Annotated in this window: 22 protein-coding genes; 19 read left to right on the top strand and 3 right to left on the bottom strand. The window is 67.7% G+C overall.

Annotated elements, in window-relative coordinates:
• Window positions 1-131 precede the first annotated feature (131 nt).
• From AZL_RS15505 to AZL_RS15515, 3 genes are all read left to right on the top strand, one after another.
• Window positions 132-1,049: an SMP-30/gluconolactonase/LRE family protein gene (locus AZL_RS15505; protein ID WP_012975445.1), complete on the top strand. Its 918-nt coding sequence runs from the start codon at window positions 132-134 to the stop codon at window positions 1,047-1,049.
• A gap of 29 nt (window positions 1,050-1,078) precedes the next feature.
• Window positions 1,079-2,029 (top strand): LysR family transcriptional regulator, encoded by a 951-nt coding sequence (locus tag AZL_RS15510; RefSeq protein ID WP_012975446.1) that lies wholly within the window; start codon window positions 1,079-1,081, stop codon window positions 2,027-2,029.
• A gap of 224 nt (window positions 2,030-2,253) precedes the next feature.
• Window positions 2,254-3,234 (top strand): dienelactone hydrolase family protein, encoded by a 981-nt coding sequence (locus tag AZL_RS15515; protein ID WP_012975447.1) that lies wholly within the window; start codon window positions 2,254-2,256, stop codon window positions 3,232-3,234.
• Window positions 3,235-3,281: 47 nt separating this feature from the next.
• On the opposite strand, the gene AZL_RS15520 is transcribed toward AZL_RS15515, so the two are convergent.
• Complete coding sequence (locus AZL_RS15520; RefSeq protein ID WP_012975448.1) at window positions 3,282-4,973, bottom strand: methyl-accepting chemotaxis protein; 1,692 nt, start codon at window positions 4,971-4,973, stop codon at window positions 3,282-3,284.
• Between the two features lie 403 nt (window positions 4,974-5,376).
• Here AZL_RS15520 and AZL_RS15525 point away from each other — a divergent pair, with 403 nt between their 5' ends.
• The 5 genes from AZL_RS15525 to AZL_RS15545 are packed head-to-tail and all read left to right on the top strand — an operon-like array spanning window position 5,377 to window position 11,498.
• Window positions 5,377-5,925, top strand: a complete 549-nt coding sequence (locus AZL_RS15525; RefSeq protein ID WP_012975449.1) for a formate dehydrogenase subunit gamma — start codon at window positions 5,377-5,379, stop codon at window positions 5,923-5,925.
• Window positions 5,922-7,502 carry a formate dehydrogenase beta subunit gene (locus AZL_RS15530; RefSeq protein WP_012975450.1) on the top strand — a complete coding sequence of 527 codons (1,581 nt, stop codon included), beginning with the start codon at window positions 5,922-5,924 and terminating at the stop codon, window positions 7,500-7,502. The genes AZL_RS15525 and AZL_RS15530 overlap by 4 nt, the downstream gene beginning before the upstream one ends.
• Before the next feature lie 24 nt (window positions 7,503-7,526).
• Window positions 7,527-10,382 carry a formate dehydrogenase subunit alpha gene (fdhF, locus tag AZL_RS15535; protein WP_012975451.1) on the top strand — a complete coding sequence of 952 codons (2,856 nt, stop codon included), beginning with the start codon at window positions 7,527-7,529 and terminating at the stop codon, window positions 10,380-10,382.
• Window positions 10,383-10,411: 29 nt separating this feature from the next.
• Window positions 10,412-11,239, top strand: a complete 828-nt coding sequence (fdhD, locus tag AZL_RS15540; RefSeq protein WP_012975452.1) for a formate dehydrogenase accessory sulfurtransferase FdhD — start codon at window positions 10,412-10,414, stop codon at window positions 11,237-11,239.
• A gap of 31 nt (window positions 11,240-11,270) precedes the next feature.
• Window positions 11,271-11,498, top strand: coding sequence for a formate dehydrogenase subunit delta (locus tag AZL_RS15545; RefSeq protein WP_012975453.1), 228 nt, complete (start codon window positions 11,271-11,273; stop codon window positions 11,496-11,498).
• Window positions 11,499-11,525: 27 nt separating this feature from the next.
• Here the strand turns inward: AZL_RS15545 and AZL_RS15550 are convergent, their stop codons facing one another.
• Together AZL_RS15550 and AZL_RS15555 are read right to left on the bottom strand one after the other, a co-directional pair.
• Window positions 11,526-12,287, bottom strand: a complete 762-nt coding sequence (locus AZL_RS15550; protein WP_012975454.1) for a class I SAM-dependent methyltransferase — start codon at window positions 12,285-12,287, stop codon at window positions 11,526-11,528.
• Between the two features lie 39 nt (window positions 12,288-12,326).
• On the bottom strand, window positions 12,327-13,841 hold the full coding sequence (locus AZL_RS15555; RefSeq protein WP_042444016.1) for a L,D-transpeptidase family protein: 1,515 nt from the start codon (window positions 13,839-13,841) through the stop codon (window positions 12,327-12,329).
• A gap of 425 nt (window positions 13,842-14,266) precedes the next feature.
• Here AZL_RS15555 and urtA point away from each other — a divergent pair, with 425 nt between their 5' ends.
• The 11 genes from urtA (at window position 14,267) to rpsI (ending at window position 24,035) form a co-directional block, all read left to right on the top strand.
• A complete protein-coding gene (gene urtA, locus AZL_RS15560) occupies window positions 14,267-15,520 on the top strand; it encodes an urea ABC transporter substrate-binding protein (RefSeq protein ID WP_042444432.1) in 1,254 nt (417 codons plus the stop codon).
• A 159-nt stretch (window positions 15,521-15,679) separates the two neighbouring features.
• A complete protein-coding gene (gene urtB, locus AZL_RS15565) occupies window positions 15,680-17,317 on the top strand; it encodes an urea ABC transporter permease subunit UrtB (protein ID WP_012975457.1) in 1,638 nt (545 codons plus the stop codon).
• A 4-nt stretch (window positions 17,318-17,321) separates the two neighbouring features.
• On the top strand, window positions 17,322-18,494 hold the full coding sequence (gene urtC / locus AZL_RS15570; RefSeq protein ID WP_012975458.1) for an urea ABC transporter permease subunit UrtC: 1,173 nt from the start codon (window positions 17,322-17,324) through the stop codon (window positions 18,492-18,494).
• Window positions 18,495-18,497: 3 nt separating this feature from the next.
• Entirely contained in the window at window positions 18,498-19,244 is a 747-nt protein-coding gene (gene urtD, locus AZL_RS15575) for an urea ABC transporter ATP-binding protein UrtD (RefSeq protein ID WP_012975459.1), read from the top strand.
• 14 nt (window positions 19,245-19,258) lie between these two features.
• Window positions 19,259-19,954 (top strand): urea ABC transporter ATP-binding subunit UrtE, encoded by a 696-nt coding sequence (urtE, locus tag AZL_RS15580; protein WP_012975460.1) that lies wholly within the window; start codon window positions 19,259-19,261, stop codon window positions 19,952-19,954.
• A gap of 172 nt (window positions 19,955-20,126) precedes the next feature.
• Window positions 20,127-20,279, top strand: a complete 153-nt coding sequence (locus tag AZL_RS36600) for a hypothetical protein (RefSeq protein ID WP_012975461.1) — start codon at window positions 20,127-20,129, stop codon at window positions 20,277-20,279.
• A 110-nt stretch (window positions 20,280-20,389) separates the two neighbouring features.
• On the top strand, window positions 20,390-21,166 hold the full coding sequence (locus tag AZL_RS15585; protein WP_042444017.1) for a transporter substrate-binding domain-containing protein: 777 nt from the start codon (window positions 20,390-20,392) through the stop codon (window positions 21,164-21,166).
• A 267-nt stretch (window positions 21,167-21,433) separates the two neighbouring features.
• Window positions 21,434-22,327 (top strand): membrane protein, encoded by an 894-nt coding sequence (locus AZL_RS15590; RefSeq protein ID WP_042444019.1) that lies wholly within the window; start codon window positions 21,434-21,436, stop codon window positions 22,325-22,327.
• A gap of 71 nt (window positions 22,328-22,398) precedes the next feature.
• Window positions 22,399-22,899: a PaaI family thioesterase gene (locus tag AZL_RS15595; RefSeq protein WP_042444021.1), complete on the top strand. Its 501-nt coding sequence runs from the start codon at window positions 22,399-22,401 to the stop codon at window positions 22,897-22,899.
• Between the two features lie 181 nt (window positions 22,900-23,080).
• Window positions 23,081-23,545, top strand: a complete 465-nt coding sequence (gene rplM, locus AZL_RS15600) for a 50S ribosomal protein L13 (RefSeq protein ID WP_042444023.1) — start codon at window positions 23,081-23,083, stop codon at window positions 23,543-23,545.
• Window positions 23,546-23,549: 4 nt separating this feature from the next.
• On the top strand, window positions 23,550-24,035 hold the full coding sequence (rpsI, locus tag AZL_RS15605; protein ID WP_012975466.1) for a 30S ribosomal protein S9: 486 nt from the start codon (window positions 23,550-23,552) through the stop codon (window positions 24,033-24,035).
• Window positions 24,036-24,091 lie beyond the last annotated feature (56 nt).

A 24,091-nucleotide genomic window follows, 5' to 3' on the forward strand; every position in this document is an offset into this window, starting at 1 on the left:
TCGCCAACGGCCCGATGCGACATCCGCCGCAAACCTGTCCCAAGCCGTTCCACCCCTCCCACCAGCGCCCTTGATCGGCCGCCGGATCTGTCCGACCCTGCGGGACCTTTTGGACCTCCGAGGATCGCCCGATGACCGCCGGCCCCGCCTTCACCCCAGCCCTCACCCCAACCCTCACCTGTGTGCTCGACGCCCGTGCCAAGCTGGGGGAGGGGCCGGTCTGGTCGGTCGACGAGCAGGCGCTCTATTGGGTCGACATCAAGGGCAGGGCGCTGAACCGCTTCGATCCCGCCAGCGGCGCCAACCGCGCCATGGCGCTGCCGGAGGAGATCGGCTGCGTCGCCCCGCGCAAGGGCGGCGGCTTCATCGCCGGCCTGCGCTCCGGCCTGTGGCAGCTGGACGGGGAGGGCGGCCTGGTCGCCCGCCTCGCCGCCAACCCGGAGGATCAGGGCGCCAGCCGCTTCAACGACGGCAGGACCGATCCGGTCGGCCGCTATCTCGCCGGCACGCTGGACGAGCCGAAGGCCGGCGGCAAGGCCCATCTCTACCGCTATGACCGGCGCGGGCTGGCGGTGCTGGCCGGCGGGCTGCTGACCTCCAACGGGCTGGCCTTCAGCCCGGACGGGCGGACGCTCTATCACGCCGACACCCCCACCTTCACCGTGCGCCGCTACCGCTACGACCCCGCCACCGGCGCGATCTCCGACGGCGAGCCGTTCATCCGCCTGGAGCCGAAGGAGGGCGACCGCGGGCGGCCGGACGGTGCCGCGGTCGATGCCGAGGGCTGCTATTGGACGGCACTCTATGAAGGCGGCCGGGTGGCGCGCTTCTCCCCCGCCGGCGCGCTTCTGTCGGAACACCCGTTGCCGGCGCGCTGCCCGACCATGGTGGCCTTCGGTGGGCCCGACCTGCGCACCCTCTATGTCACCACCGCCAGCGCCGGCCGCCCGGCCGAGGAGCTGGAGCGCTTCCCACAATCCGGCGGCCTGTTCGCCATGACCGTCGAGGTGCCCGGCCTGCCGGTGCCGCCCTTCGATCCGGCGGCCTGAGCGGCGGCCAGGGCAGGGGAGAGCCGTCGATGTTCCGCAAGTTCGTTTATCTGCTGGCCCTGGCGCGCGAGAAGCATTTCGGCCGTGCGGCGGAAAGCTGCCACGTCTCGCAGCCGACCCTCTCCAACGCCATCCGCCAGCTGGAGGAGGAGCTTCAGGTCCCCATCGTCGAGCGCGGCCAGAAGTTCGAGGGCTTCACGCCCGAGGGGTTGAAGGTGCTGGACTATGCCCGCCGCATCGTCGGCGAGCGCGACAACCTGCGCCACGAGCTGCTGGCGCTGGCCCAGGGGGTGACCGGCCATCTGCGTCTGGGCGCCATCCCGACGGCGCTGCCGGCGGTGCCCTATGTGCTGACGCCCTTCTCCAACCGCTTCCCGCATATCCGGTCCAGCGTCGTGTCGCTCAGTTCGCGCGAGATCCAGCGCGGCCTCGACGCTTTCGAACTGGACGCCGCCATCACCTATCTCGACAACGAACCGCTGAACAATGTCCGCACCCTGCCGCTCTACACCGAGCGTTACCACCTGCTGGCGCGGCGCGACGATGTGGCGGACGGGCAGATCGCGCAAGGGGCGATTCCGTGGGAGAGGGCGGCCGGCCTCAGGCTCTGCCTGCTGACGCCGGACATGCAGAACCGCCGCATTGCCGACAGCGCCTTCCGCATGACCGGGCGGACGGTGCAGCCGGTGATGGAGACCAACTCGATCGTCACCCTCTACACCATCGTCCGCGCCGGCACCTGCGCCAGCATCGTCCCCGGCCAGCTGCTGACCTTCGTGCCGCCGCATCCCGACATCGTCGCCCTGCCGCTGGTCGATCCCGATCTGAGCCATGTCGTCGGGCTGGCCTATGCCGACCGCGACCCGCCGTCGCCGCTGGCCAAGGCGCTGGCCGTCGCCGCGGCCGATGCCGACATCGCCCAGCGCGTCGCCATCGGCATCGCCGACGCGATGATCCCCTGGCGGGTGGCGATCCGCTGATACAGTGTGCCGGAGGCGTCCGGCGGTATTGTGATGTGTGCGAAGGAACGGCCTGGACCAAGCTTGCCGCCTGTATTTAAATGCCGGCGGATCCGTTGCTCTGCGCCTGATGCGCTGAAAAACGGTGTCCACCGGCTGAACTTTGAAAGACTGACGTGATGCTTCGCTTTGGAAAGGATTTCCCGCTTATTCGATATGTCGGTAACGGCAACAAATTATTTGGAGTGAAGCGGCGTCTTTCGGTCCTTGCTCTTGCGGCTTCGGTCCTTCTGCCGCTCGGACTGTCCAGCGCCGTCCAGGCGGCCGAGGGAGCGCCGCAGCGGACGGAGGCGATCCCCTTCGCCACCGAAACCATGTCGGATGTCGATTTCCTGAAAGGCGGCCAAGGGACGCCGGCCACCATCGCCGGGGTGCTGCGCCTGCCGTCGGCCGGCACGGCGAAGGTTCCGCTGGTGATCATGCTGCACGGGTCGAGCGGCTATCTCAGCTACATCGATGCCTGGGTCGACCGCATGACCAAGGCGGGGATCGCCTCCTTCGTGATCGACAGCTTTTCCGGCCGCGGGCTGACCAGCGTGCGCGACGATCAGGCGTCGCTCGGCCGTCTGGCCGGAACCCTGGACGCCTTCCGGGCGCTGGAAACCCTCAGCAAGCATCCGCGCATCGATCCGGAGCGCATCGTGCTGATGGGCTTCTCGCGCGGCGGGCAGGGCGCGCTCTATTCCTCGGTCGAACGGTTCCAGGCGGCGCATCACAACGGACCGTCGCAGTTCGCCGGCTTCATTTCCTTCTATCCGAACTGCTCGACCCGCTACATCGGCGACGAGACGCTGGTCAAGCGGCCGGTCCGCGTCTTCCACGGCATGGCCGACGACTTCAACGCCTTCGCCCCCTGCCAGTCCTATGTCGAGCGGCTGAAGGCGGCCGGGCAGGATGTCGCGCTGAACGCCTATCCCGACTCCCACCATGTCTTCGACTGGGCCGACCTCAAGACCCCGCTGGTCAACCCCAAGGCCCAGTCGGTCCGCAATTGCCGGATCGCCGAGACCGAGGCGGGGGTGATCACCAACCTCGATACCGGCAAGCCCTTCTCCTATCAGGATGCCTGCGTGGCGCAGGGCACCACCGCCGCCTACAACGAGCCTGCGGCCATCGCCGCCGAGGCCGGGGTACGCGATTTCCTGAAGTCCCTGTTCAAGCTGTGACGGCGTGGCGGCCCGGCGCCGGCCGGGCCGCTCTTCCCAGGCGATCCTCAGGCGACCTTGATTTCGGCGAGGAACTGCTCGACCTCGCGGCGCAGCGTTTCGGCCTGGCGGGACAGTTCGCCCGACGCGGCCAGCACCTCGTTGGCCGACGCGCCGGTCTCCTCGGCGGTCAGGCGGACCTCGCCGATGCTGTCCGAAACCCGGCGGGTGCCGTTGGCGGCCTCCTGCACGTTGCGGGCGATCTCGCCGGTGGCGGCACCCTGCTCCTCGATGGCGGCGGCGATCGAGGTGGAGATGCTGTTGATCGAGCCGATGGTGGTGCCGATTCCCTCGATGGCGGCGACGACGCTGCCGGTCGCCTCCTGGATGCCGGTGATCTGGACGGCGATCTCCTCCGTCGCCTTGGCGGTCTGGTTGGCCAGGCTCTTGACCTCCGACGCCACCACGGCGAAGCCCTTGCCGGCCTCGCCGGCCCGCGCCGCCTCGATCGTCGCGTTCAGCGCCAGCAGGTTGGTCTGGCCGGCGATGCTGGTGATCATCTGGACCACGGCGCCGATGCGTTGGGCGGCGTCGGCCAGCCCGCGCACCGTCTGGTTGGTGCGGTCCGCCTCCTCGACCGCCTGACCGGCGATGCCGGTCGAGCGCGCCACCAGCGAGCCGATCTCGCCGATCGCCGCCGTCATCTCCTCCACCGCGCTGGCGACGGTCTGGACATTGACGCTGGTCTGCGACGCCGTCCCGGTGGCGTCGGTCGCCTGCCTGCCGGTCTGGTCGGCGGTGCGCGCCATGCCCTGCGCCGTGCCGTCCAGCTGCGTGGCGGCGGAGGCCACCGTGCGCAGCGCCGCCGCCGCCTTCGCCTCGAAATCGCGGATCAGCCGGTCGACGGTCTCCGCCCGGCGCTTCTGCTGTTCGTGCTCCGCCGCCATTTCGGTGCTGAGGCGGTCGCTCTCGATCAGCCCTTCCTTGAAGACATGGACCGTGCGGGCCATGGCGCCGATCTCGTCCTGGCGGTCGCTTTCCTCCACGCTGGCGGCATAGTCGCGGCGGGACAACCGCTCCATGATGCCGGTAAGGCGCTGGATCGGACGGGCGACGCTGGAGGTGGCGATGATGCCGGCCGCGACGCTGAGCGCCAGGGTCGTCCCGGCGATGCCCAGGATCCAGTAGAAATTCACCGTGTAGGCATCGCGCCCGCGGTCGGCCGCCTGCCGTCCCTGCGTCACGGTATAGGTGGTGAGGTCCTGCAACGCCTTGACCCACTTGGCGGTGGCGTCGCGCGATTCGGCGCGATAGACGTTGGAGGCGCGGACCTTGTCGCCGGATCGCGACGCGGACAGCAGCTTCTCGGTGCTGATCACCATATAGGCGCGCCAGCTGGAGGCGAAGTCGTTGTAGAGCCGGCGCTGCTCGTCCGACTGGATCAGCTTTTCATAGCTGGCCAGCGCCTTGTCGATGTTCTGGACATGTCCGGCCATCCGCTCTTCGGTGATCTTCAGCTCGGGCGCTTCGGTGAAGATGATGTGCGTTGCCTCATTGGTCCGATAGGTCTGGGCGATGCGCCCGACATCGCCGAGCAGCTCGGTGTTCCGCAGCCAGATGTCACGGATTTCGGCGGCATCCCGGTTCTGCGATGCCAGGCGATCCAGTGAGAGCCAGCCAAGACCGGCGACCAGAAGCGCAAGGAATGCGGAAAATGCCGTTATCTTTTTGCCGATATTTATGTCGTTTATCATTTTCATGACAGTCACTAACCCCGTTCAGCGATGATTTGGCCGGACGGTATAGATTGTTTACCAACAACTGGTTAAAGTAAGGCGCTTCTCCGTTTCCAACCGCGACTGTTAACGGCATTGATTGCTTTGTGCGTTAGCGCTTGTAGCCGCCTGAAGTGTTTATGAGTGCTTGGCCAGTCCCCGCTCATGGCGCCTGTGATCATCGGCGGCGCAGTGTTGATGGGTCGCAACCGTCTTGATAGCGAAAAGCTATCAGCCCATCAGAAAATACAATTTGCTGGTATACCATATCCTCCGCCACTCTGACGGTGCCGGGCGACGAGAGACGACCGGAAAAAAGTCAACGAAGCCAAGCCAGAACGACGCCGACCCCAAGTGCGGCGCGGACGATCGCAAGGAGGGACCCCCCGTGAACGCTTGCCAACCGTGGAGCGCTGAGCGCGCCATGACGATTGTCGAAGACAATCGGCATCTGCGCGGCGCCCTGCTGCCGATCCTTCACGCGCTGCAGGAAGAGTTCGGCTACATCGACGAGGAGGCCATCCCCCTGCTGGCGACGGAGCTGAACCTCTCGCGCGCCGACGTGCATGGCGTGGTGTCCTTCTATCACGAATTCCGCCGCGAGAAGCCCGGCCGCCACATCATCAAGGTGTGCCGGGCCGAGGCCTGCCAATCGATGGGCGCCAACGCGCTGGTCGATCACATCAAGACGCGGCTCCAGGTCGATTTCCACGGCACCACCGCCGACGGCGCCTTCACGCTGGAACCGGTCTTCTGCCTGGGCAATTGCGCCCTGTCGCCCGCGGTCATGATCGATGAGAACCTGCATGGCCGGGTCTCGCCGGACCGCTTCGACGCGCTGGCGGCCGAGACGCGGGCCAACCCGACGGCCCACCAGCAGATCCCCCGACATGTCCAGGGGGCCCCGAGCCACTCCCATAAGGGGCACGCGCAATGAGCGGTCATCTGATCACCGTCTTCGTCCCGCGCGATTCCGCCGCCCTGTCGGTCGGCGCCGATGCGGTCGCCGCCGCCATCCGGGCCGAAGCCACCAAGCGCGACCTGCCGCTGCGCATCGTCCGCAACGGCTCGCGCGGCATGCTCTACCTCGAACCGCTGGTCGAGGTAGAGACCCCGGCTGGCCGTGTCGCCTACGGCCCGGTCACCCCCGCCGATGTCCCCGGTCTGTTCGACGCCGGTTTCCTGACAGGGGGCGAGCATGCGCTCGGCCATGGCCTGACCGAGGAAATCCCCTATTTCAAGAAGCAGGAGCGGCTGACCTTCGCCCGCTGCGGCATCATCGATCCGCTGTCGGTCGAGGATTACCGCGCCCATGGCGGCTTCCGGGGCCTGGAGAACGCGCTGGCGATGTCCCAGGCGGAAATCGTCAAGGTGGTGACCGACAGCGGCCTGCGCGGCCGCGGCGGCGCCGGCTTCCCCACCGGCATCAAGTGGAACACGGTGATGCAGGCCAAGGCGGACGAGAAGTTCGTCTGCTGCAACGCCGACGAGGGCGACAGCGGCACCTTCGCCGACCGCATGATCATCGAGGGCGATCCCTTCTGCCTGATCGAGGGCATGACCATCGCCGCCATCGCGGTGGGCGCCACGTCGGGCTATGTCTACATGCGCTCCGAATACCCGCACGCCACCGCGACCCTGCGCCATGCCATCAAGCTGGCCTATGACGAGGGCTGGCTCGGCGACAACATCCACGGCACCAGCCGCACCTTCCATCTCGACGTCCGCGTCGGCGCCGGCGCCTACATCTGCGGTGAGGAGACCGCGATGCTGGAAAGCCTGGAGGGCAAGCGCGGCATGGTCCGCGCCAAGCCGCCGCTGCCGGCGCTGGAGGGTCTGTTCGGCAAGCCGACGGTGGTCAACAACGTGCTGTCGCTCTGCTCGGTGCCGATCATCCTCGACAGGGGGGCCGAGTATTACCGCGACTTCGGCGTCGGCCGGTCGCGCGGCACGCTGCCCTTCCAGCTCGCCGGCAACCTCAAGCATGGCGGCATCGTCGAGAAGGCGTTCGGCATCACCCTGCACGAGCTGCTCTATGATTTCGGCGGCGGCACCATCACCGGCCGGCCGATCCGCGCGGTTCAGGTCGGCGGCCCGCTCGGCGCCTATCTGCCGCCCTCGCAGTTCGACCTGCCCAAGGATTACGAGGCCTTCGCGGCGCAGGAGGCGATGGTCGGCCATGGCGGCATCGTCGTCTTCGACGACAGCGTCGACATGGCCCGGCAGGCGCGCTTCGCCATGGAATTCTGCGTCGCCGAATCCTGCGGCAAATGCACCCCCTGCCGCATCGGCTCGACCCGTGGGATGGAGACGCTGGACAAGATCATCGCCGGCAGGAATGTCGATGCGAATCTCGAACTGCTCGCCGACCTCTGCGACGTGATGGTGGACGGCTCGCTCTGCGCCATGGGCGGCATGACGCCCTATCCGGTGCGCAGCGCGGTGAAGCATTTCCCCGAAGATTTCCGCAAGAAAAACCCGGCCGTCCGCGTCACCCACATCGCCGCCGAATAACGAGCGACCCCAGGAGCACCCGAGATGACCCTCATCCACGAGACCGACTACGGCACCCCGGCCCGCGTCTCCGAGACCCTGGTGACGCTGGAGATCGACGGCCGCAGCATCACCGTTCCCGAAGGCACCTCGGTGATGCGCGCGGCGATGGACGCCGGCATCACCGTGCCGAAGCTCTGCGCCACCGACAGCCTGGAGCCGTTCGGTTCCTGCCGCCTTTGCGCGGTGGAGATCGAGGGCCGCCGCGGCACGCCGGCCTCCTGCACCACGCCGGTCGCCCCCGGCATGAAGGTCCACACCCAGACCGACAAGCTGGCGAAGCTGCGTCGCGGCGTGATGGAGCTCTACATCTCCGACCATCCGCTCGACTGCCTGACCTGTGCCGCCAATGGCGACTGCGAGTTGCAGGATATGGCCGGCGCCGTTGGGCTCCGCAACTTCAGGTACGGTTTCGATGGCGAAAACCATCGCGCCGCCGCGAAGGACGAGAGCAACCCGTACTTCACCTTCGACGCCTCCAAGTGCATCGTCTGCTCGCGCTGTGTGCGCGCCTGCCAGGAGACCCAGGGCACCTTCGCGCTGACCATCGACGGGCGCGGCTTCGCCTCCTCGGTGTCTCCCGGCGCCAAGGAAAGCTTCATGGACAGCGAGTGCGTGTCCTGCGGCGCCTGCGTCCAGGCCTGCCCGACCGCGACCCTGACCGAAAAGTCGATCATCGAGTACGGCCAGCCCGAACACAGCGTCATCACCACCTGCGCCTATTGCGGTGTCGGCTGCTCCTTCAAGGCGGAGATGCGGGGCACCACGGTGGTTCGCATGACGCCGTGGAAGAATGGCGGTGCCAACGAGGGCCACTCCTGCGTCAAGGGCCGTTTCGCCTGGGGCTACGCCACCCACAAGGACCGCATCATGAAGCCCATGGTGCGTGAGAGGATCACCGATCCGTGGCGGGAGGTGTCGTGGGAGGAGGCGATCGCCTACGCCGCCGAGCGGCTGAAGGCGGTCCAGGCCAAGCATGGCCGGGGCTCCATCGGTGGCATCACCTCGTCGCGCTGCACCAACGAGGAGGTCTATGTCGTCCAGAAGATGATCCGGGCCGCCTTCGGCACCAACAACATCGACACTTGCGCCCGCGTCTGCCATTCGCCGACCGGCTATGGCCTGTCGCAGACCTTCGGCACTTCGGCCGGCACCCAGGATTTCAAGAGCGTCGACAAGTCCGACGTCATCCTGGTCATCGGCGCCAACCCGACCGACGGCCATCCGGTGTTCGGGTCGCGCATGAAGAAGCGGCTGCGCGCCGGGGCCAAGCTGATCGTCGTTGACCCGCGCCGCATCGATCTGGTGCGCAGCCCGCATGTCCAGGCCGAGTACCATCTCCAGCTCCAGCCCGGCACCAACGTCGCCGTGGTGAACGCCATCGCCCACACCATCGTCACCGAGGGGCTGGTCAACCGCGCCTTCGTCGAGGAGCGCTGCGATCCCAAGGAATTCGCGAAGTGGGAGGCGTTCATCGCCGAGCACCGCAATTCGCCCGAATATCTGGAATCGCGCACCGGCGTCCCGGCCGATCAGGTCCGCGCCGCCGCCCGCCTCTACGCCACCGGCGGGAACGCCGCGATCTATTACGGCCTGGGCGTGACCGAGCACAGCCAGGGGTCCAGCACGGTGATGGCGATCGCCAACCTCGCGATGGCGACCGGCAACATCGGCCGCGAGGGCGTCGGGGTGAACCCGCTGCGCGGCCAGAACAACGTGCAGGGGTCCTGCGACATGGGCTCCTTCCCGCACGAGCTGCCGGGCTACCGCCATGTCTCGGACGACCTCGTCCGCCAGGAGTTCGAGTCCGCCTGGGGCGTCACGCTGGATCCGGAACCGGGCCTGCGCATCCCCAACATGTTCGACAGCGCGCTCGACGGCAGCTTCCGCGGCCTGTTCGTCCAGGGCGAGGACATCGTCCAGTCCGATCCCAACACCAACCACGTCACCTCGGCGCTGGAAGCGCTGGACATCGTCATCGTCCAGGACCTGTTCCTGAACGAGACGGCGGCCTTCGCCCATGTCTTCTTCCCCGGCACCTCCTTCCTGGAGAAGGACGGCACCTTCACCAACGCCGAGCGCCGCATCAACCGCGTCCGCAAGGCGATGCCGTCCAAGGTCGGCAAGGACGAGCATTGGGTGGCCTGCGCGCTGGCGACGGCGATGGGCTATCCGATGCATTACGAGACCACGGCGCAGATCATGGACGAGATCGCCCGGCTGACCCCGACCTTCCGGGGCGTCAGCTTCGAGAAGCTCGACCGCGTCGGCAGCGTGCAGTGGCCCTGCACCGGCTTCGAGGATGACGACACCGGCATGGCGATCATGCATGGCGAGAGCTTCGCCCGCGGCCTCGGCCGTTTCGTGATCACCGAATATGTGCCGACCGACGAGCGGACCACGCGGATGTACCCGCTGGTGCTGACCACCGGCCGCATCCTCGCCCACTACAATGTCGGTGCCCAGACCCGCCGCACCGCCAATGTGGCGTGGCATCCGGAGGATGTGCTGGAGATCAACCCGGTGGACGCCGAGATCCGGGGCGTCAAGGACGGCGACATGGTGTCGCTCGCCAGCCGCATGGGGGCGACGACGTTGCGCGCCGTGATCTCCGACCGCATGCCGGCCGGTGTGGTCTACACCACCTTCCACCACCCGGTGACCGGCGCCAACGTCATCACCACGGAAAATTCGGACTGGGCGACCAATTGCCCCGAATATAAGGTGACGGCGGTGCAGGTCGCCCGCAGCAACCAGCCGTCGGATTGGCAGGTCGATTACGCGAAGAACGACGTCGAGCGCAAGCGCATCGCCGCCGCCAATGTCATCGCCGCCGAATGACGACCGCCTGCGTCTGAGGAGAAGGAAGCATGACCGCGATGCCTTCTGGGTCCATCCGTCCGGACGACAACGGCATGTGCTCCATCGCCGTCACCGGCACCGGCTTCTCCGCCGGTGCCGGGGCGGAGGAGGGGGCCGATGTCGAATGGCAGGTGCCGGAGGAAACCGCGGTCGCCTTCGAATATAACGGCCGATCCCACGCCGTGATGATGGCGACCCCCGCCGATCTGGAGGATTTCGCGCTGGGCTTCAGCCTGGCCGAGGAGATCGTCGGGGCCGCCGCCGACATCGAGGATATGACCGTGCGGGAAACGCCGCTGGGCTTCGTCGTCAATATGACGGTCGATCCGTTGCGTCTTCTGCGCGGAAGTCTGCGCAGCCGCTCCATGGAGGGGCGGAGCGGCTGTGGCCTGTGCGGCGTGGACAGTCTTGTCCACGCCGTTCGGGAGCCCCGCAAGATCGAAACCACGTTGGATGTCGAACCGGCCGCCGTTGCCGCCGCCTTCCGCGGCCTGCCGGATCACCAGCCGATGAACCGGGCCAACCGCTCGGTCCATGCCGCCGCCTGGTGCGCGCCGGACGGCGGCATCCGCATCGCCCGCGAGGATGTCGGCCGCCACAGCGCGCTGGACAAGCTGATCGGCGCCGTCGCGCGTTCGGGGGCCGATCCGGCCACCGGCTTCGTGGTGATGACCAGCCGTTGCAGCTTCGAACTGGTGCAGAAGACCGCCGCGGTGGGCATCCCGCTGCTGGCGACCATCTCGGCTCCGACGGCGCTGGCGCTGGAACTGGCCCGCAACGCCAACCTGACCCTGGGTGCCTTGTCGCGCCGCGACACCGTCATCCTGTTCCGCTGAACCCGACACCGCTTCGCCAATGGAGAAACCGATGAGCCACACGAACCATGCGAAGGATCTGGTCCGGATGGCCAACCAGATCGCCGTCCATTTCGCCACCTACCCGCATGAGGAGGCGGTGACGGAAACCGCGACCCACATCCGCAAATTCTGGGATCCGCGCATGCGCGCCGGCCTGTTCGCCCATGTCCAGGCCGGCGGCGAGGCCGACCTGCACGAGGTGGCGCGCGGCGCGGTCGGGGTGCTCCAGGCCCGCTGAGGCAACAGCGGTCGTGGCCGGGCGTCGTCACACCTTTCGGAAGGCGACCATGACCGTTTCGTAGGGGAAGGCGATTTCGGCGCGGCCCGCCAGGTCCGGGGTCCCGGCGATCAGGGCGCGGACCTGCCGCTCGACCTCGGCCTGCTGTTCGGCGGGGAGGGCCGCGATGAAGCTGACCGACATCGTCCGCCTGACGATGACGTCGTCCGGGCTGCCGACATGGGCATGCCGGACATGGTGTTCGCCGATCGCCTCGAAACCGGGAGCCGGAAACACCCGGCGCCAGTCGCCGGTCCGATAGCGCGGGGTGCCGCCCTCCCACGGGTCGGTGATGGCGGTGAGTTCCGCCATCCACGGCACGCTTTCATCCCGCACATTCCAGATCAGCCCCAACCGGCCGCCCGGCGCCAGGACCCTGCGCATCTCCCGCAGGGCCTCGGCGGTGGCGAACCAGTGGAAGGACTGGGCGCAGACCACCGCATCGACCGAGCCGTCGGGCAGCGGAATGGCCTCGGCGTTGCCGGCCAGGACGGTGATGCCGGGAAAGGCGGGAACCAGCTGGTCGCGCATGCCCGCGACCGGCTCCACCGCGACGATCTCGCCGCCGCATCGCTCAAGCACCGCCGTGAACTTGCCGGTGCCGGCGCCGACCTCCAGAACCTTCCGGCCGGGACCGACGCCAAGATCCTCGCGAAGCCATGTGGTGGCTTCGGCCGGGTAGCCGGGGCGGCCTTTGACATAAGTCGCCGCCGCCGTCTCATAGCCTCTGGAAGAATGGTGAACCGGCATTTCAACCTCGATCCTTCCAACGGGCTGATGACGTTATCCTCACATCCCCGTGGCCATTGGCAGCGGCTTGGCCGGAGCGGGGGTGGAGGCGGAGGACAGCGGCGTCGGCGCATGGGCGGTCGGGACCGGCAGCGGCGCCGGCTTGGACAGCGGCCGCGGCGTCGAGACCGGCGTCACCGGGTTGGCGCCGGCTGGATTGGCGCCCGGATTGGCCGACATTGCCGGCGCCGCCGAACCCGACTGGCCGGACGGCGTCGCCAGCGTGGGCGGATCCTCGTAGATGTCGGGATGGACACGGACCACGCCGGCGGTGTCGACCGAGGCGTTCCAATAGACGAAGCGCACGGGGATGGCCACCGGCAGCCGGATCGTCTTGGTGTCCCCGGTGTCGAGCTGCTGGCCGATGCCGGCCGGCGTCACCTTGGCGGCGCCCAGCAGCGTCTCCGCCATCAGCCGGGCATCCTCCAGCCGCACGCAGCCGGAGCTGGCGGCGCGCAGGTCGCGGCTGAACAGCCTCGGATCGTTGGTGCCGTGCAGGAAGATGCCGTCGCCGTTGGTCAGGTTGAAGCGGAATCGGCCGAGCGCGTTGTCGTCGCCCGGCTTCTGGACGATGCGGACGCGGCCGGGATCGACCGACCACCAGTTGACCGACTGGGTGCTGGCGACCTCCGCCCCGTCGAGATAGACGACGGCGTTCTTGATGCCGGTGGTGCCCTTCTTGCGCAGGGCCGGTAGCTTGTCCTCGCTCAGCACCGTCGGCGGAACGGTCCAGGTCGGGTTGATGGTGACGCTGGTGACCTTGTCCTGCAACAGCGGCGTCTTGCGTGACGGGCGCCCGACCACCGCCCGCATGGTGAAGGTCGGGCGGCCATGTTCGATCAGGGTGACGGACTGGCCGGGCAGGTTGACCAGGATGCTGGTGTCGGGGATGGAGGCCTGCTGCGCCCGCATCGCCGCGGCGGCGCGGCGCAGCAGCGCCACGGTCTGGGCGGGCGTGCGGTCCAGCGCCTGGCGGGTGACCTCGCCGACCTTGCCGTCGGGCTGCAACCCTTCGGTGGTCTGGAAGGCGCGCACCGCCGCCTCGACGTCGTCGTTGAAGCTGTCGGTCCATTTGTCGGCGGGCAGGAGGCCCAGCTCGATCAGGCGGCGCGACAGCTTGCCGACGCGGTCGGCCAGCGGCGAGCGCACGGTGATGACCACCGGCGGCGCCGGCTCGATCGGGGCGATGCCGGGCAGGGTGGGGGCCTGGGCCTGGACCTCGGCGGAAGGGACGTCCATCGCCGGGGCGACGCTCTCCACCATGCCGCCGTCACCCTTCTTGACCACGGCGCCATAGCCGATGCGGGTGGCCGGCGCCTTGGGCGCGTTCTGGATTTCCAGCGCCCGCTGTTCCAGCGCCGCCGCCCAGCTGGCGATCAGCGGCGGCTGGGCGGCGTGCGCGGCGTCCTTGGTCGTCGCGGCCAGCGCCGGACCGCCGAGGACGACGCCGGCCAACCCGCCGGCCAACAGCAGGGCGGCGGAGCGTCGGGAAATCTTTTGGCGGGCGTCAGGCATGGCGATGGGACCGGAACGTGAACGGAAAGGATCGAACGTTGCAACCTTCGACAAGCCGTCCGTGATTCGCAAGCGACATTTGGTGACGACAGGCCTGCTGTTCACACTGTTGCTCCCTTGCATCGCCGTGTCACTCGCGCACGGCGATGGCCGTTACACGGTCTGACCACCAGGATCGACGCGCTGTCGGCCGTTTTATTCCGTGCCGTCACCGATATGGTCATCGATATGGAGGCGTGAAAGGCGGCGGCGCGGCCTTATGTGTCATTTGACGTAGATACCGTCTTTCGCAGGCGCGGTAGCCTTTCTTCCGACGATGTGGCCAAGCCCCGGAGCGAACGGGGCGCCAACAGGAAGGGGGCAACTTCATGCGGACCAAGCATCTGACGTCGAGCTTCGGGATCAGCGCGCTGGCCGGTCTGGCCATGGGTGCGATGGCGTCCTTCGCCCTGCCGGCCCAGGCGGCGGACGACACCATCAAGGTTGGCATCCTGCATTCCCTGTCCGGCACGATGGCGATCAGCGAGACGACCCTGAAGGACGTCATGCTGATGCTGATCGAGGACCAGAACAAGAAGGGCGGACTGCTCGGCAAGAAGCTGGAGCCGGTGGTGGTCGACCCCGCCTCCAACTGGCCGCTGTTCGCCGAGAAGGCGCGCGAGCTGATCAGCAAGGACAAGGTGTCGGCGGTGTTCGGCTGCTGGACCTCGGTCAGCCGCAAGTCGGTGCTGCCGGTGTTCGAGGAGCTGAACAACATCCTCTTCTACCCGGTGCAGTATGAGGGCGAGGAATCGTCCCGCAATGTCTTCTACACCGGCGCCGCTCCGAACCAGCAGGCGATCCCGGCCGTCGATTACCTGATGCAGAAGGAGAAGGTCCAGCGCTGGGTGCTGGCCGGCACCGACTACGTCTATCCGCGCACGACCAACAAGATCCTCGAAGCCTACCTGAAGAGCAAGGGCGTCAAGCCCGAGGACATCATGATCAACTACACGCCGTTCGGTCATTCCGACTGGCAGTCGATCGTGGCGGACATCAAGAAGTTCGGGTCGGCCGGCAAGAAGACCGCGGTGGTCTCCACCATCAACGGCGACGCCAACGTTCCCTTCTACAAGGAGCTCGGCAACCAGGGCGTGAAGGCGCAGGACATCCCGGTCGTCGCCTTCTCGGTCGGCGAGGAGGAGCTGGCCGGCATCGACACCAAGCCGCTGCTCGGCCATCTGGCCGCCTGGAACTACTTCCAGTCCGTCGAGACCCCGGCGAACGCCGAGTTCATCAAGGAATGGAAGGCCTTCACCAAGAACGACAAGCGCGTGACCAACGACCCGATGGAAGCCCATTACATCGGCTTCAACATGTGGGTGAAGGCGGTCGAGGCGGCCGGCACCACCGATCCGGACAAGGTCATCGACGCCATGGTCGGCGTGGCCGTGCCGAACCTGACCGGCGGCTATTCGGCGATGCTGCCGAACCACCACATCACCAAGCCGGTGCTGATCGGCGAGGTGCAGGAGAACGGCCAGTTCGACGTCGTCTCCAAGACCTCGGGCCTCGTCCCGGGCGACGAATGGTCGGACTATCTGCCGGACAGCAAGGACCTGATCGCCGATTGGCGCAAGCCGATGTCCTGCGGCAACTTCAACGTGAAGACCGGCAAGTGCGGCGGCAAGGGGTCGTGAGGGGCGCGTTCCCTCTCTGACTTGTCCTCTCCGACCTGAGCGGTTGCGACGCTTGCCCTTTCCCCTTTCCCGCCGGGCGGGGGAGGGGAGAGAGCAAGCGTTTCGCATTTCCAGTCCCCCGCACCGCCCCTGTACCGCCCCCGCACCGAAGGACTCCCGATGCGACGCGCTCTCCGCTGGCTGATGGCGTTCTGTGTGGTGGTCGCCACATCGACCGCCGCCCTTGCCGCCGACCCCCGAGCAATTGATTTGCGCCCGCTCGTCCAGGCCCTGGGCAGCGGCGGCTATTCCGGAACCGAAAAGGCCCTGGCGCAATTGTCGGAGGCCGGCGACCCGGCCGCCGTGCCGGTGATCGAGGCGCTCCAGGCCGGCGACCTCTTCGTCCGCAAGGCCGACGGCGCCGTCGTCATCGCCCGCAAGGCCGGCGACACCTTCGCCCTGACCGACCCGCTGACCCGCGCCGGCCTGGGGGACGCGCCCTCCGCCGCGGTCGAGAAGATCCGCATCAACAACGCGCTGCGCCGCGCCATCAGCGCCTCGCTGGGCGCTCTCACCCTGATGAGCCCCGACGACGCCGTCCGCCGCTCCGCCGCCGATGCGGTGTTCAAGAGCCGCGACGCCCAGGCGCTGGAGACGCTGACCGCCGCCATCGCCAAGGAGCGGGACAAGGGCATCCGCGCCGCCATGGAGCAGGCGCGCGCCGCCATCCTGCTGACCGGCGATGCCGCCTCCAGGATGACCGACGCCGACGTGCAGGCGGCGGTCGACACGCTGGCCGCCCGCGGCGACCGCGACGCGCTGGTCCTGCTGAACCTGGTCGCCGGCACCGGTGCCGCCGAGGTGACGAAGAAGCTGGCGGCCTCCGCCGCCGCGACGGTGGAACAGAAGCTGGCCTTCTGGGCCGCGCTGCAAAATCTCTGGTACGGGCTGTCGCTCGGCTCGGTGCTGCTGCTGGCCGCCATCGGCCTCGCCGTCACCTTCGGTGTGATGGGCGTCATCAACATGGCCCATGGCGAGATGGTGATGATCGGCGCCTACACCACCTTCCTGGTGCAGGAGTTCTTCCGCGCCCATGCGCCCGGCCTGTTCGACCTGTCGATCCTGGTGGCGCTGCCCGCCGCCTTCCTGGTGTCCGGCGGCGTCGGCATCATCATCGAGCGCAGCGTGATCCGCTGGCTCTATGGCCGTCCGCTGGAAACGCTGCTCGCCACCTGGGGCCTGTCGCTGGCGCTCCAGCAGGCGGTGCGCTCGATCTTCGGCCCGACCAACCGCGAGGTCGGCGCGCCGAGCTGGATGTCCGGCGCCTTCGAGCTGGGCGGCCTGACCATCACCTATGGCCGGCTGTGGATCGTCGTCTTCGCCTTCGCCGTCTTCGCCGCGCTGCTGGTGGCGCTGAAGCGCACCTGGTTCGGCCTGTCGATCCGGGCGGTGACGCAGAACCGGCCGATGGCGAACGCCATGGGCATCCGCACCGCAAGGGTCGACGCGCTGACCTTCGGGCTCGGCTCCGGCATCGCCGGTCTGGCCGGGGTGGCGCTGAGCCAGATCGACAATGTCAGCCCGAATCTGGGCCAGGGCTACATCCTCGACAGCTTCATGGTGGTGGTGTTCGGCGGGGTGGGCAACCTGTGGGGCACGCTGGTCGGCGCGCTGACGCTGGGCTCCATGAACAAGTTCCTCGAACCCTATGCCGGGGCGGTGCTGGGCAAGATCCTGGTGCTGATCTTCATCATCCTGTTCATCCAACGGCGTCCGCGCGGCCTGTTCGCGCTGAAGGGCCGCGCGGTGGAGGCCTGACCCGATGCTGCTGCGCTTTTTCCTGATGGGACTGGACCGCAAGGCCGGGATCGTGCTGACGATCCTGGCGTTCCTGGCGGTGGCGGTCCCGGTGATGACGCTGGCGGTGCCGGCGGACTCGCCCTTCCACCTGTCGGTCTTCACCGTCTCGCTGCTCGGAAAATATCTCTGCTTCGCGCTGCTGGCACTGGCGCTCGACCTGGTGTGGGGCTATTGCGGCATCCTGTCGCTCGGCCATGCCGCCTTCTTCGCGCTCGGCGGCTATGCCATGGGCATGTATCTGATGCGGCAGATCGGTCCGCGCGGCGTCTATGGCAATCCGGTCCTGCCCGATTTCATGGTCTTCCTGAACTGGAAGGAGCTGCCCTGGTACTGGCTGGGCTTCGACCAGTTCTGGTTCGCCGCCATCATGGTGCTGGTGGTGCCCGGCGCCTTGGCCTTCGCCTTCGGCTGGTTCGCCTTCCGCAGCCGCGTCACCGGCGTCTATCTGTCGATCATCACCCAGGCGCTGACCTTCGCCCTGCTGCTGGCCTTCTTCCGCAACGACATGGGCTTCGGCGGCAACAACGGCCTGACCGACTTCAAGGACATCCTCGGCTACGACATCCAGGCCGACACCACCCGCGTCGCCCTGTTCGTGGCGACGGTGGTGGCCTTGGCGCTGTCCTACATGATCGCGTCGGGCGTCATCGCCTCGAAGCTGGGCAAGGTGCTGGTGGCGCTGCGCGATGCCGAGAGCCGGGTGCGCTTCATGGGCTACGACACCGAAAGCTACAAGCTGTTCGCCTGGACCCTGTCGGCCTGCATGGCCGGCGTCGCCGGCGCCCTCTATGTCCCGCAGGTCGGCATCATCAACCCGTCGGAATTCGCCCCGGCCAGCTCGATCGAGGCGGTGATCTGGGTCGCCGTCGGCGGGCGTGGCACGCTGGCCGGCGCCATCCTGGGCGCGGTCCTGGTCAATATGGGCAAGAGCTATTTCACCGGCGCCCTGCCGGAGCTGTGGCTGTTCGCCCTGGGTGGCCTGTTCGTGGCGGTGACCCTGTTCCTGCCCAAGGGGCTGCTCGGCCTGTGGGGCCAGCTGACCGCCCGGCTTCCCGGCCGCAAGGCCGCCGCCCCGCCGAACGCCCATCCCGCGAACCAAGCCACCGGCCAGACCACCGGCCGGAAGGGAGCCTGAGCCATGAGCGCGGAATCGACCCTTCTCTATCTCGACGGCGTGTCGGTCAGCTTCGACGGTTTCAAGGCGCTGAACAGCCTGTCGCTGGTGATGATGCCCGGCGAGATGCGGGCGATCATCGGCCCCAACGGTGCGGGCAAGACGACGATGATGGACGTCATCACCGGCAAGACCCGACCCGACACCGGCACCATCCTGTTCGAGGGCGGCACCGACCTGACCCGCCTGCGCGAGGCGGCCATCGCCAATCTCGGCATCGGCCGCAAGTTCCAGCGCCCGACGGTCTTCGAGCCGCACACGGTGTGGGACAATCTGGAGCTGGCGTTGAAGGCGCCGCGCCGGCCGTTGAAGACGCTGACCTACGCCATCAGCCGCGACGACCGCAGCCGCATCGAGGAGATCCTCGACATCACCCGCCTGTCGGCCTTGCGCGGCCGTCAGGCCGGCGGCCTGTCGCACGGGCAGAAGCAGTGGCTGGAGATCGGCATGCTGCTGGCCCAGGATCCCAAGCTTCTGCTGGTCGACGAGCCGGTCGCCGGCATGACCGACGCCGAGACCGAACAGACGGCCGAACTGTTGTGCGGCATCGCCGGCCGTCATTCGGTGATCGTGGTCGAGCATGACATGAGCTTCGTCCGCGCGCTCGGCGTCAAGGTGACGGTGCTGGCCGAGGGCTCGGTCCTGGCCGAGGGCTCGCTCGACGCGGTCAGCGCCAACCAGCAGGTTATCGACACCTATCTCGGCCGCTGACGGGAGACCCCAGGATGTTGGACGTTCGTTCCCTCGATCTGCATTACGGCGCCGCCCAGGCGCTGCGCGGCGTGTCCATGAAGGCGGAGATCGGCAAGGTCACCTGTCTGGTCGGCCGCAACGGCGTCGGCAAATCCAGCCTGCTGCGCGCCATCGTCGGGCTGAAGCCGGTGTCGGGCGGCTCCATCGGCTGGGATGGTGCCGACGTGACGAAGATGGCGCCGGCTGACCGGGCGCGGCGCGGCATCGCCTATGTGCCGCAGGGGCGCGAGATCTTCCCGCTGCTGACGGTGCGCGAGAATCTGCTGACCGGTTACGCGCCGCTGCCGCGCGCCCAGCGCTCAATCCCCGACGAGGTGTTCGAGCTGTTCCCGGTGCTGAAATCCATGCTGGAGCGCCGTGGCGGCGACCTGTCGGGCGGTCAGCAGCAGCAGCTCGCCATCGGCCGCGCTCTGGTGACCCGTCCGCGCCTGCTGGTGCTGGACGAGCCGACCGAGGGCATCCAGCCGTCGATCATCAAGGACATCGGCCGCGCCATCTCCTACCTGCGCGACAAGGGCACCATGGCGATCCTGCTGGTCGAGCAGTATTTCGACTTCGCCCGCGACCTTGCCGACGACTGGGTGGTGATGGAGCGCGGCGAGGTCATGCTGTCCGGCCCGCGCAGCGGCCTGGACGAGCAGGAGGTTCGCAAGTATCTGACCGTCTGATGGATGGAAGCGGAAATGCCTGCGCGAAAGTGGTAGGCCGGCTGTGGGGGATCGGGTGCCCCGCCGTGGTAAATCGCAAGCGATGACTGGGAAGCCGGCGCTCTTTAACGGTCGTTAAGGATCGAAACCGCATGATGGCCTCATCGCCTTCTTGCTCACGGAGCCGCCGGTCATGTCGATCTACAATGCGACCTCGTTCGAAGCCGTCCCCGCCGCCGAGCCGAAGGTCCGCAAGATGAGCGGTCTGCCCCGTCTGGCCGTCTGGACGGTGATGATCGGCACGCCCTGGCTGCTGATCGTGGAGGCGGTGCGCCTGGTCTTCTAAATGCTCCTGCGACCGTGGCTTTGTCGGTGCCTGCGGCATACTGTGGCAGGCCCGCTGCGGCGGGTGCCACCCAATGGCCGCAAGAACAGTCCAGCACAGGGGGTTTCAGGATGAAGGCAGTTTTGACGGTGGCGGCGCTGTTCGCCGCGAGCGTTGCCGCCATGCCGGCGGCGCGGGCCGCCGACGGTGCCTTGCAGGCGATCCGGCAGGCCGGGGTCGTCCGTGTCGGCACCACCGGCGATTACAAGCCCTTCAGCTACAAGGGCGCGGACGGGGCGCTGGTCGGCGCCGACATCGAGATGGCCAAGGAACTGGCCGGGGCGCTGGGTGTCCGGGCGGAGTTCGTGCAGACCAGCTGGAAGACGCTGCTCGACGACTTCAAGGCCGACAAGTTCGACATCGCGCTGGGCGGCATCACCGTCAATCCCGACCGCGCCGCCGTCGGCGATTTCTCCGTCGCCAACGTCAGCGACGGCAAGCGTCCGATCGCGCGCTGCGCCGACAAGGACAAGTTCACCACCGTCGAGAAGATCGACCAGCCCACCACCCGCGTCGTCGTCAATCCCGGCGGCACCAACGAGAAATTCGCCCGCGCCACCTTCACCAAGGCGCCGATCGAGGTCTGGCCCGACAACAAGACCATCTTCGCGCAGATCGCCGCCGACAAGGCCGACGTCATGGTCACCGACGGCATCGAGGCCGACATGCAGGCCAAGCTGAACCCCGGCGTGCTCTGCGCCGTTCCGGTCGCCAGCCCCTTCACCCATTTCGAGAACGCCTATCTGCTGCGCAAGGATCCGGAGCTGAAGCAGGCGGTGGATGCCTGGATGACCGGCGCGTTGTCCGGCGGCCTGTGGAAGGCCAAGCTCGACGCCGCCATGCAGTGACGCCGCCCTGAAATGTTGATGGCCGGTTGAACGCCGTCCGCCCGCGGCCCACGGGTCGCGGGCGGCGCGGAGGCCGTAGGTGTGGCAGACCGCCGGCCGCTGACATCCGACGGAGGCATCCGCCGCCGGCGCCGCCGGTCGCATCCCGCGCTCCGCCATCGCCGTGCTGCAATGCAGCATTCCCGTTGAGTCCGGATTTTGCCCGGTGACGAGGTGGGGGGCTTTGCCGTAAGAAGCTGGACGGGTTTCAATACGGATGGTTCCCCCGTGCTCCGATCGGTCTCTCTTTGCCTGTTCATCGCCGTGGCCGGCGGTCTTGCGGGCTGCACCTCCGACTATTCCCCCAACACCTACGCCTCCAGCGCGGTCCAGCAGGCCAACAAGGTGGAGCCGGGGATCGTCGTCGGCTTCCGGCAGGTGGCGATCAGCGCCAACGGCACGGTCGGCGCCGTCAGCGGCGGCGCGGCCGGCGGCATCCTGGGCGCGCAGGTCGGAACGGGCGGCATGAACTCCGCGCTCGGCACCGTCGGCGGCACCGCCATCGGCGGCCTGCTGGGCACGGCGATGGAGCATATCGCCGGTGATACCAATGGTTGGGAATACATCGTCCGCAAATCGAACGGCGAGCTGCTGTCCCTGACCCAGAAGGAGCCGCAGCCGCTGCCCATCGGCCAGAAGGTTCTGGTCATCACCGGCAGCCAGGCCCGCATCGTGCCCGACTATTCGACGCCGGCCGATCCGGAGGCGCCGAAAACCGAAGCGTCCAAAACCGAAGCGTCCAAAACCGGATCGGACAAGACGGAGCCCGCCAAGGACCCCGCCGCCGCCTCGCAGACCGATGCCCGGAAGCCCGACGCCGCGAAGTCCGAACCGTCCCCATCCGATGGTCCAAAATCGGACATCAAGGCGGTGCCGCTCGCTCCTCCCGGCGAGCCGGCTTCATCGGCTTCTCCCGCGGCTCCTCCTCCGGCGGCTCTCCCGGCTGCCTCGCCCGCTCCGGCGGAGCAGTCCGCCGCCGGTGCCGCCCAGCCCAGCGGCGGTGGCCCGGTCCGCCTGACCGCGCCCACCGACAATGCGCCCGTCAGCGCCGCCCCGGCGGCTCCTGTCGCGCCCGCCGCCCCGACGGCCCCGGCCCCGGCGGAGTCGAAGCCGGCGGATTAGCGCCATACTTGTCCGAATGGACGGGATGGCGCACAGTCCGTGGATCGAACAAGATCGCTGGCCGAGGGTCCATGTCCGCCGTCGAGACGTCCGCCATCCCCCCTTCCGCTCCCGCCATGACCAGGGAGGAACTGGAGGATCTGATCCGCGACGGGGTTCCCCTGGTCGGGAACTTCGGCATCCTGGTGGAAAGCCTGGGCGCCGGCACGATCCGCCTGCGCATGCCCTACAAGGATGATTTCGTCCGTCCCGGCGGCACCGTCACCGGCCCGGCGATGTTCGGGCTGGCCGACGTGGCGCTTTACGGCGCGGTGCTGAGCCTGATCGGCCGTGTCGAACTGGCGGTGACCACCAGCATGACCATCAACTTCCTGCGCCGTCCGCCGCCCGTCGCCATCGTCGCCGAGGCGCGCGTTCTCAAATTGGGCAAACGGCTGGCCTATGGCGAGATTCTGCTGTTCTCCGACGGCGATCCGGAGCCGGTCGCCCATGTCACCGGAACCTATTCGATCCCGCCGCACGCCCCCGTGACCGTTGCGGTATCCCATTACCGCAACGAGGAGCTGCCATAAAAAATCATTCCATATCAATGGGTTTGCCTGCGCGGTATCTATGTACCGTGACCGTAGAGCATTGATAATAAATGATAATTTTTCGGTTGACAGAGGGCTTCCCGAACCGTAGAAAGCCGTCCGCTTCGGCGCCCCGGATTCGGCGGCCTGCCGATCCGTATTCGAAGAAACGAGTGTGGCGATGAAGACCTTCAATCTGAAGCCGACCGAAATCGAGAAGAAGTGGTACGTCGTCGACGCCGACGGCCTCGTTCTCGGCCGGCTCGCCAGCATCCTGGCGAACATCCTGCGTGGCAAGAACAAGCCGACCTACACCCCGCACATGGATTGCGGCGACCATGTCGTCGTGATCAACGCGGAAAAGGTCAAGCTGACCGGCAACAAGCGCGATGCCGACATCTTCTACTGGCACACCGGCTATCCGGGCGGGATCAAGGGCCGTTCCAAGGGCCAGATCCTGGACGGCAAGTATCCGGAGCGCGTCATCGAGAAGGCCGTGGAGCGCATGGTTCCGCGCGGTCCGCTCGGCCGCCGTCAGATGACCCACCTCAAGGTCTACAAGGGCGCCGCCCACCCGCACGAGGCCCAGCAGCCGGTCGCTCTCGACGTGGGCGCCATGAACCCGAAGAATAAGCGGAGCGCGTAATCCCATGGCTCAGGTTACCACCACCCTCTCCGGCCTGAAGGATCTGACGGGCGCCGCCGCCGTGACCGTCTCCGAGGAGCTGGCCGCTCCGAAGCTGGACGCCCAGGGCCGCGCCTACGCCACCGGCAAGCGCAAGGACGCCGTCGCCCGCGTGTGGATCAAGCCGGGCACCGGCAAGGTCACCGTGAACGGCCGCGACCAGTCGGTCTATTTCGCCCGTCCGGTCCTGCGCATGATGATCGCCCAGCCGTTCGGCGTGACCGAGCGTCTGGAACAGTTCGACGTCGTCGCCACCGTCGCCGGTGGTGGCCTGTCGGGCCAGGCCGGTGCCGTCCGCCACGGCATCTCCAAGGCGCTGACCTACTTCGAGCCGGCCCTGCGCCCGCCGCTGAAGGCCGCCGGCTTCCTGACCCGCGACGCCCGTACGGTCGAGCGTAAGAAGTATGGCCGCGCCAAGGCCCGCCGCAGCTTCCAGTTCTCGAAGCGCTAATCCCTACACGGGCCTTCGGCTTTACGGTACAAGCGAGGGGCGTCCCGGACGGGGCG

Origin of the sequence: Azospirillum sp. B510 (assembly GCF_000010725.1) — a bacterium.
Lineage (GTDB): Bacteria > Pseudomonadota > Alphaproteobacteria > Azospirillales > Azospirillaceae > Azospirillum > Azospirillum lipoferum_B.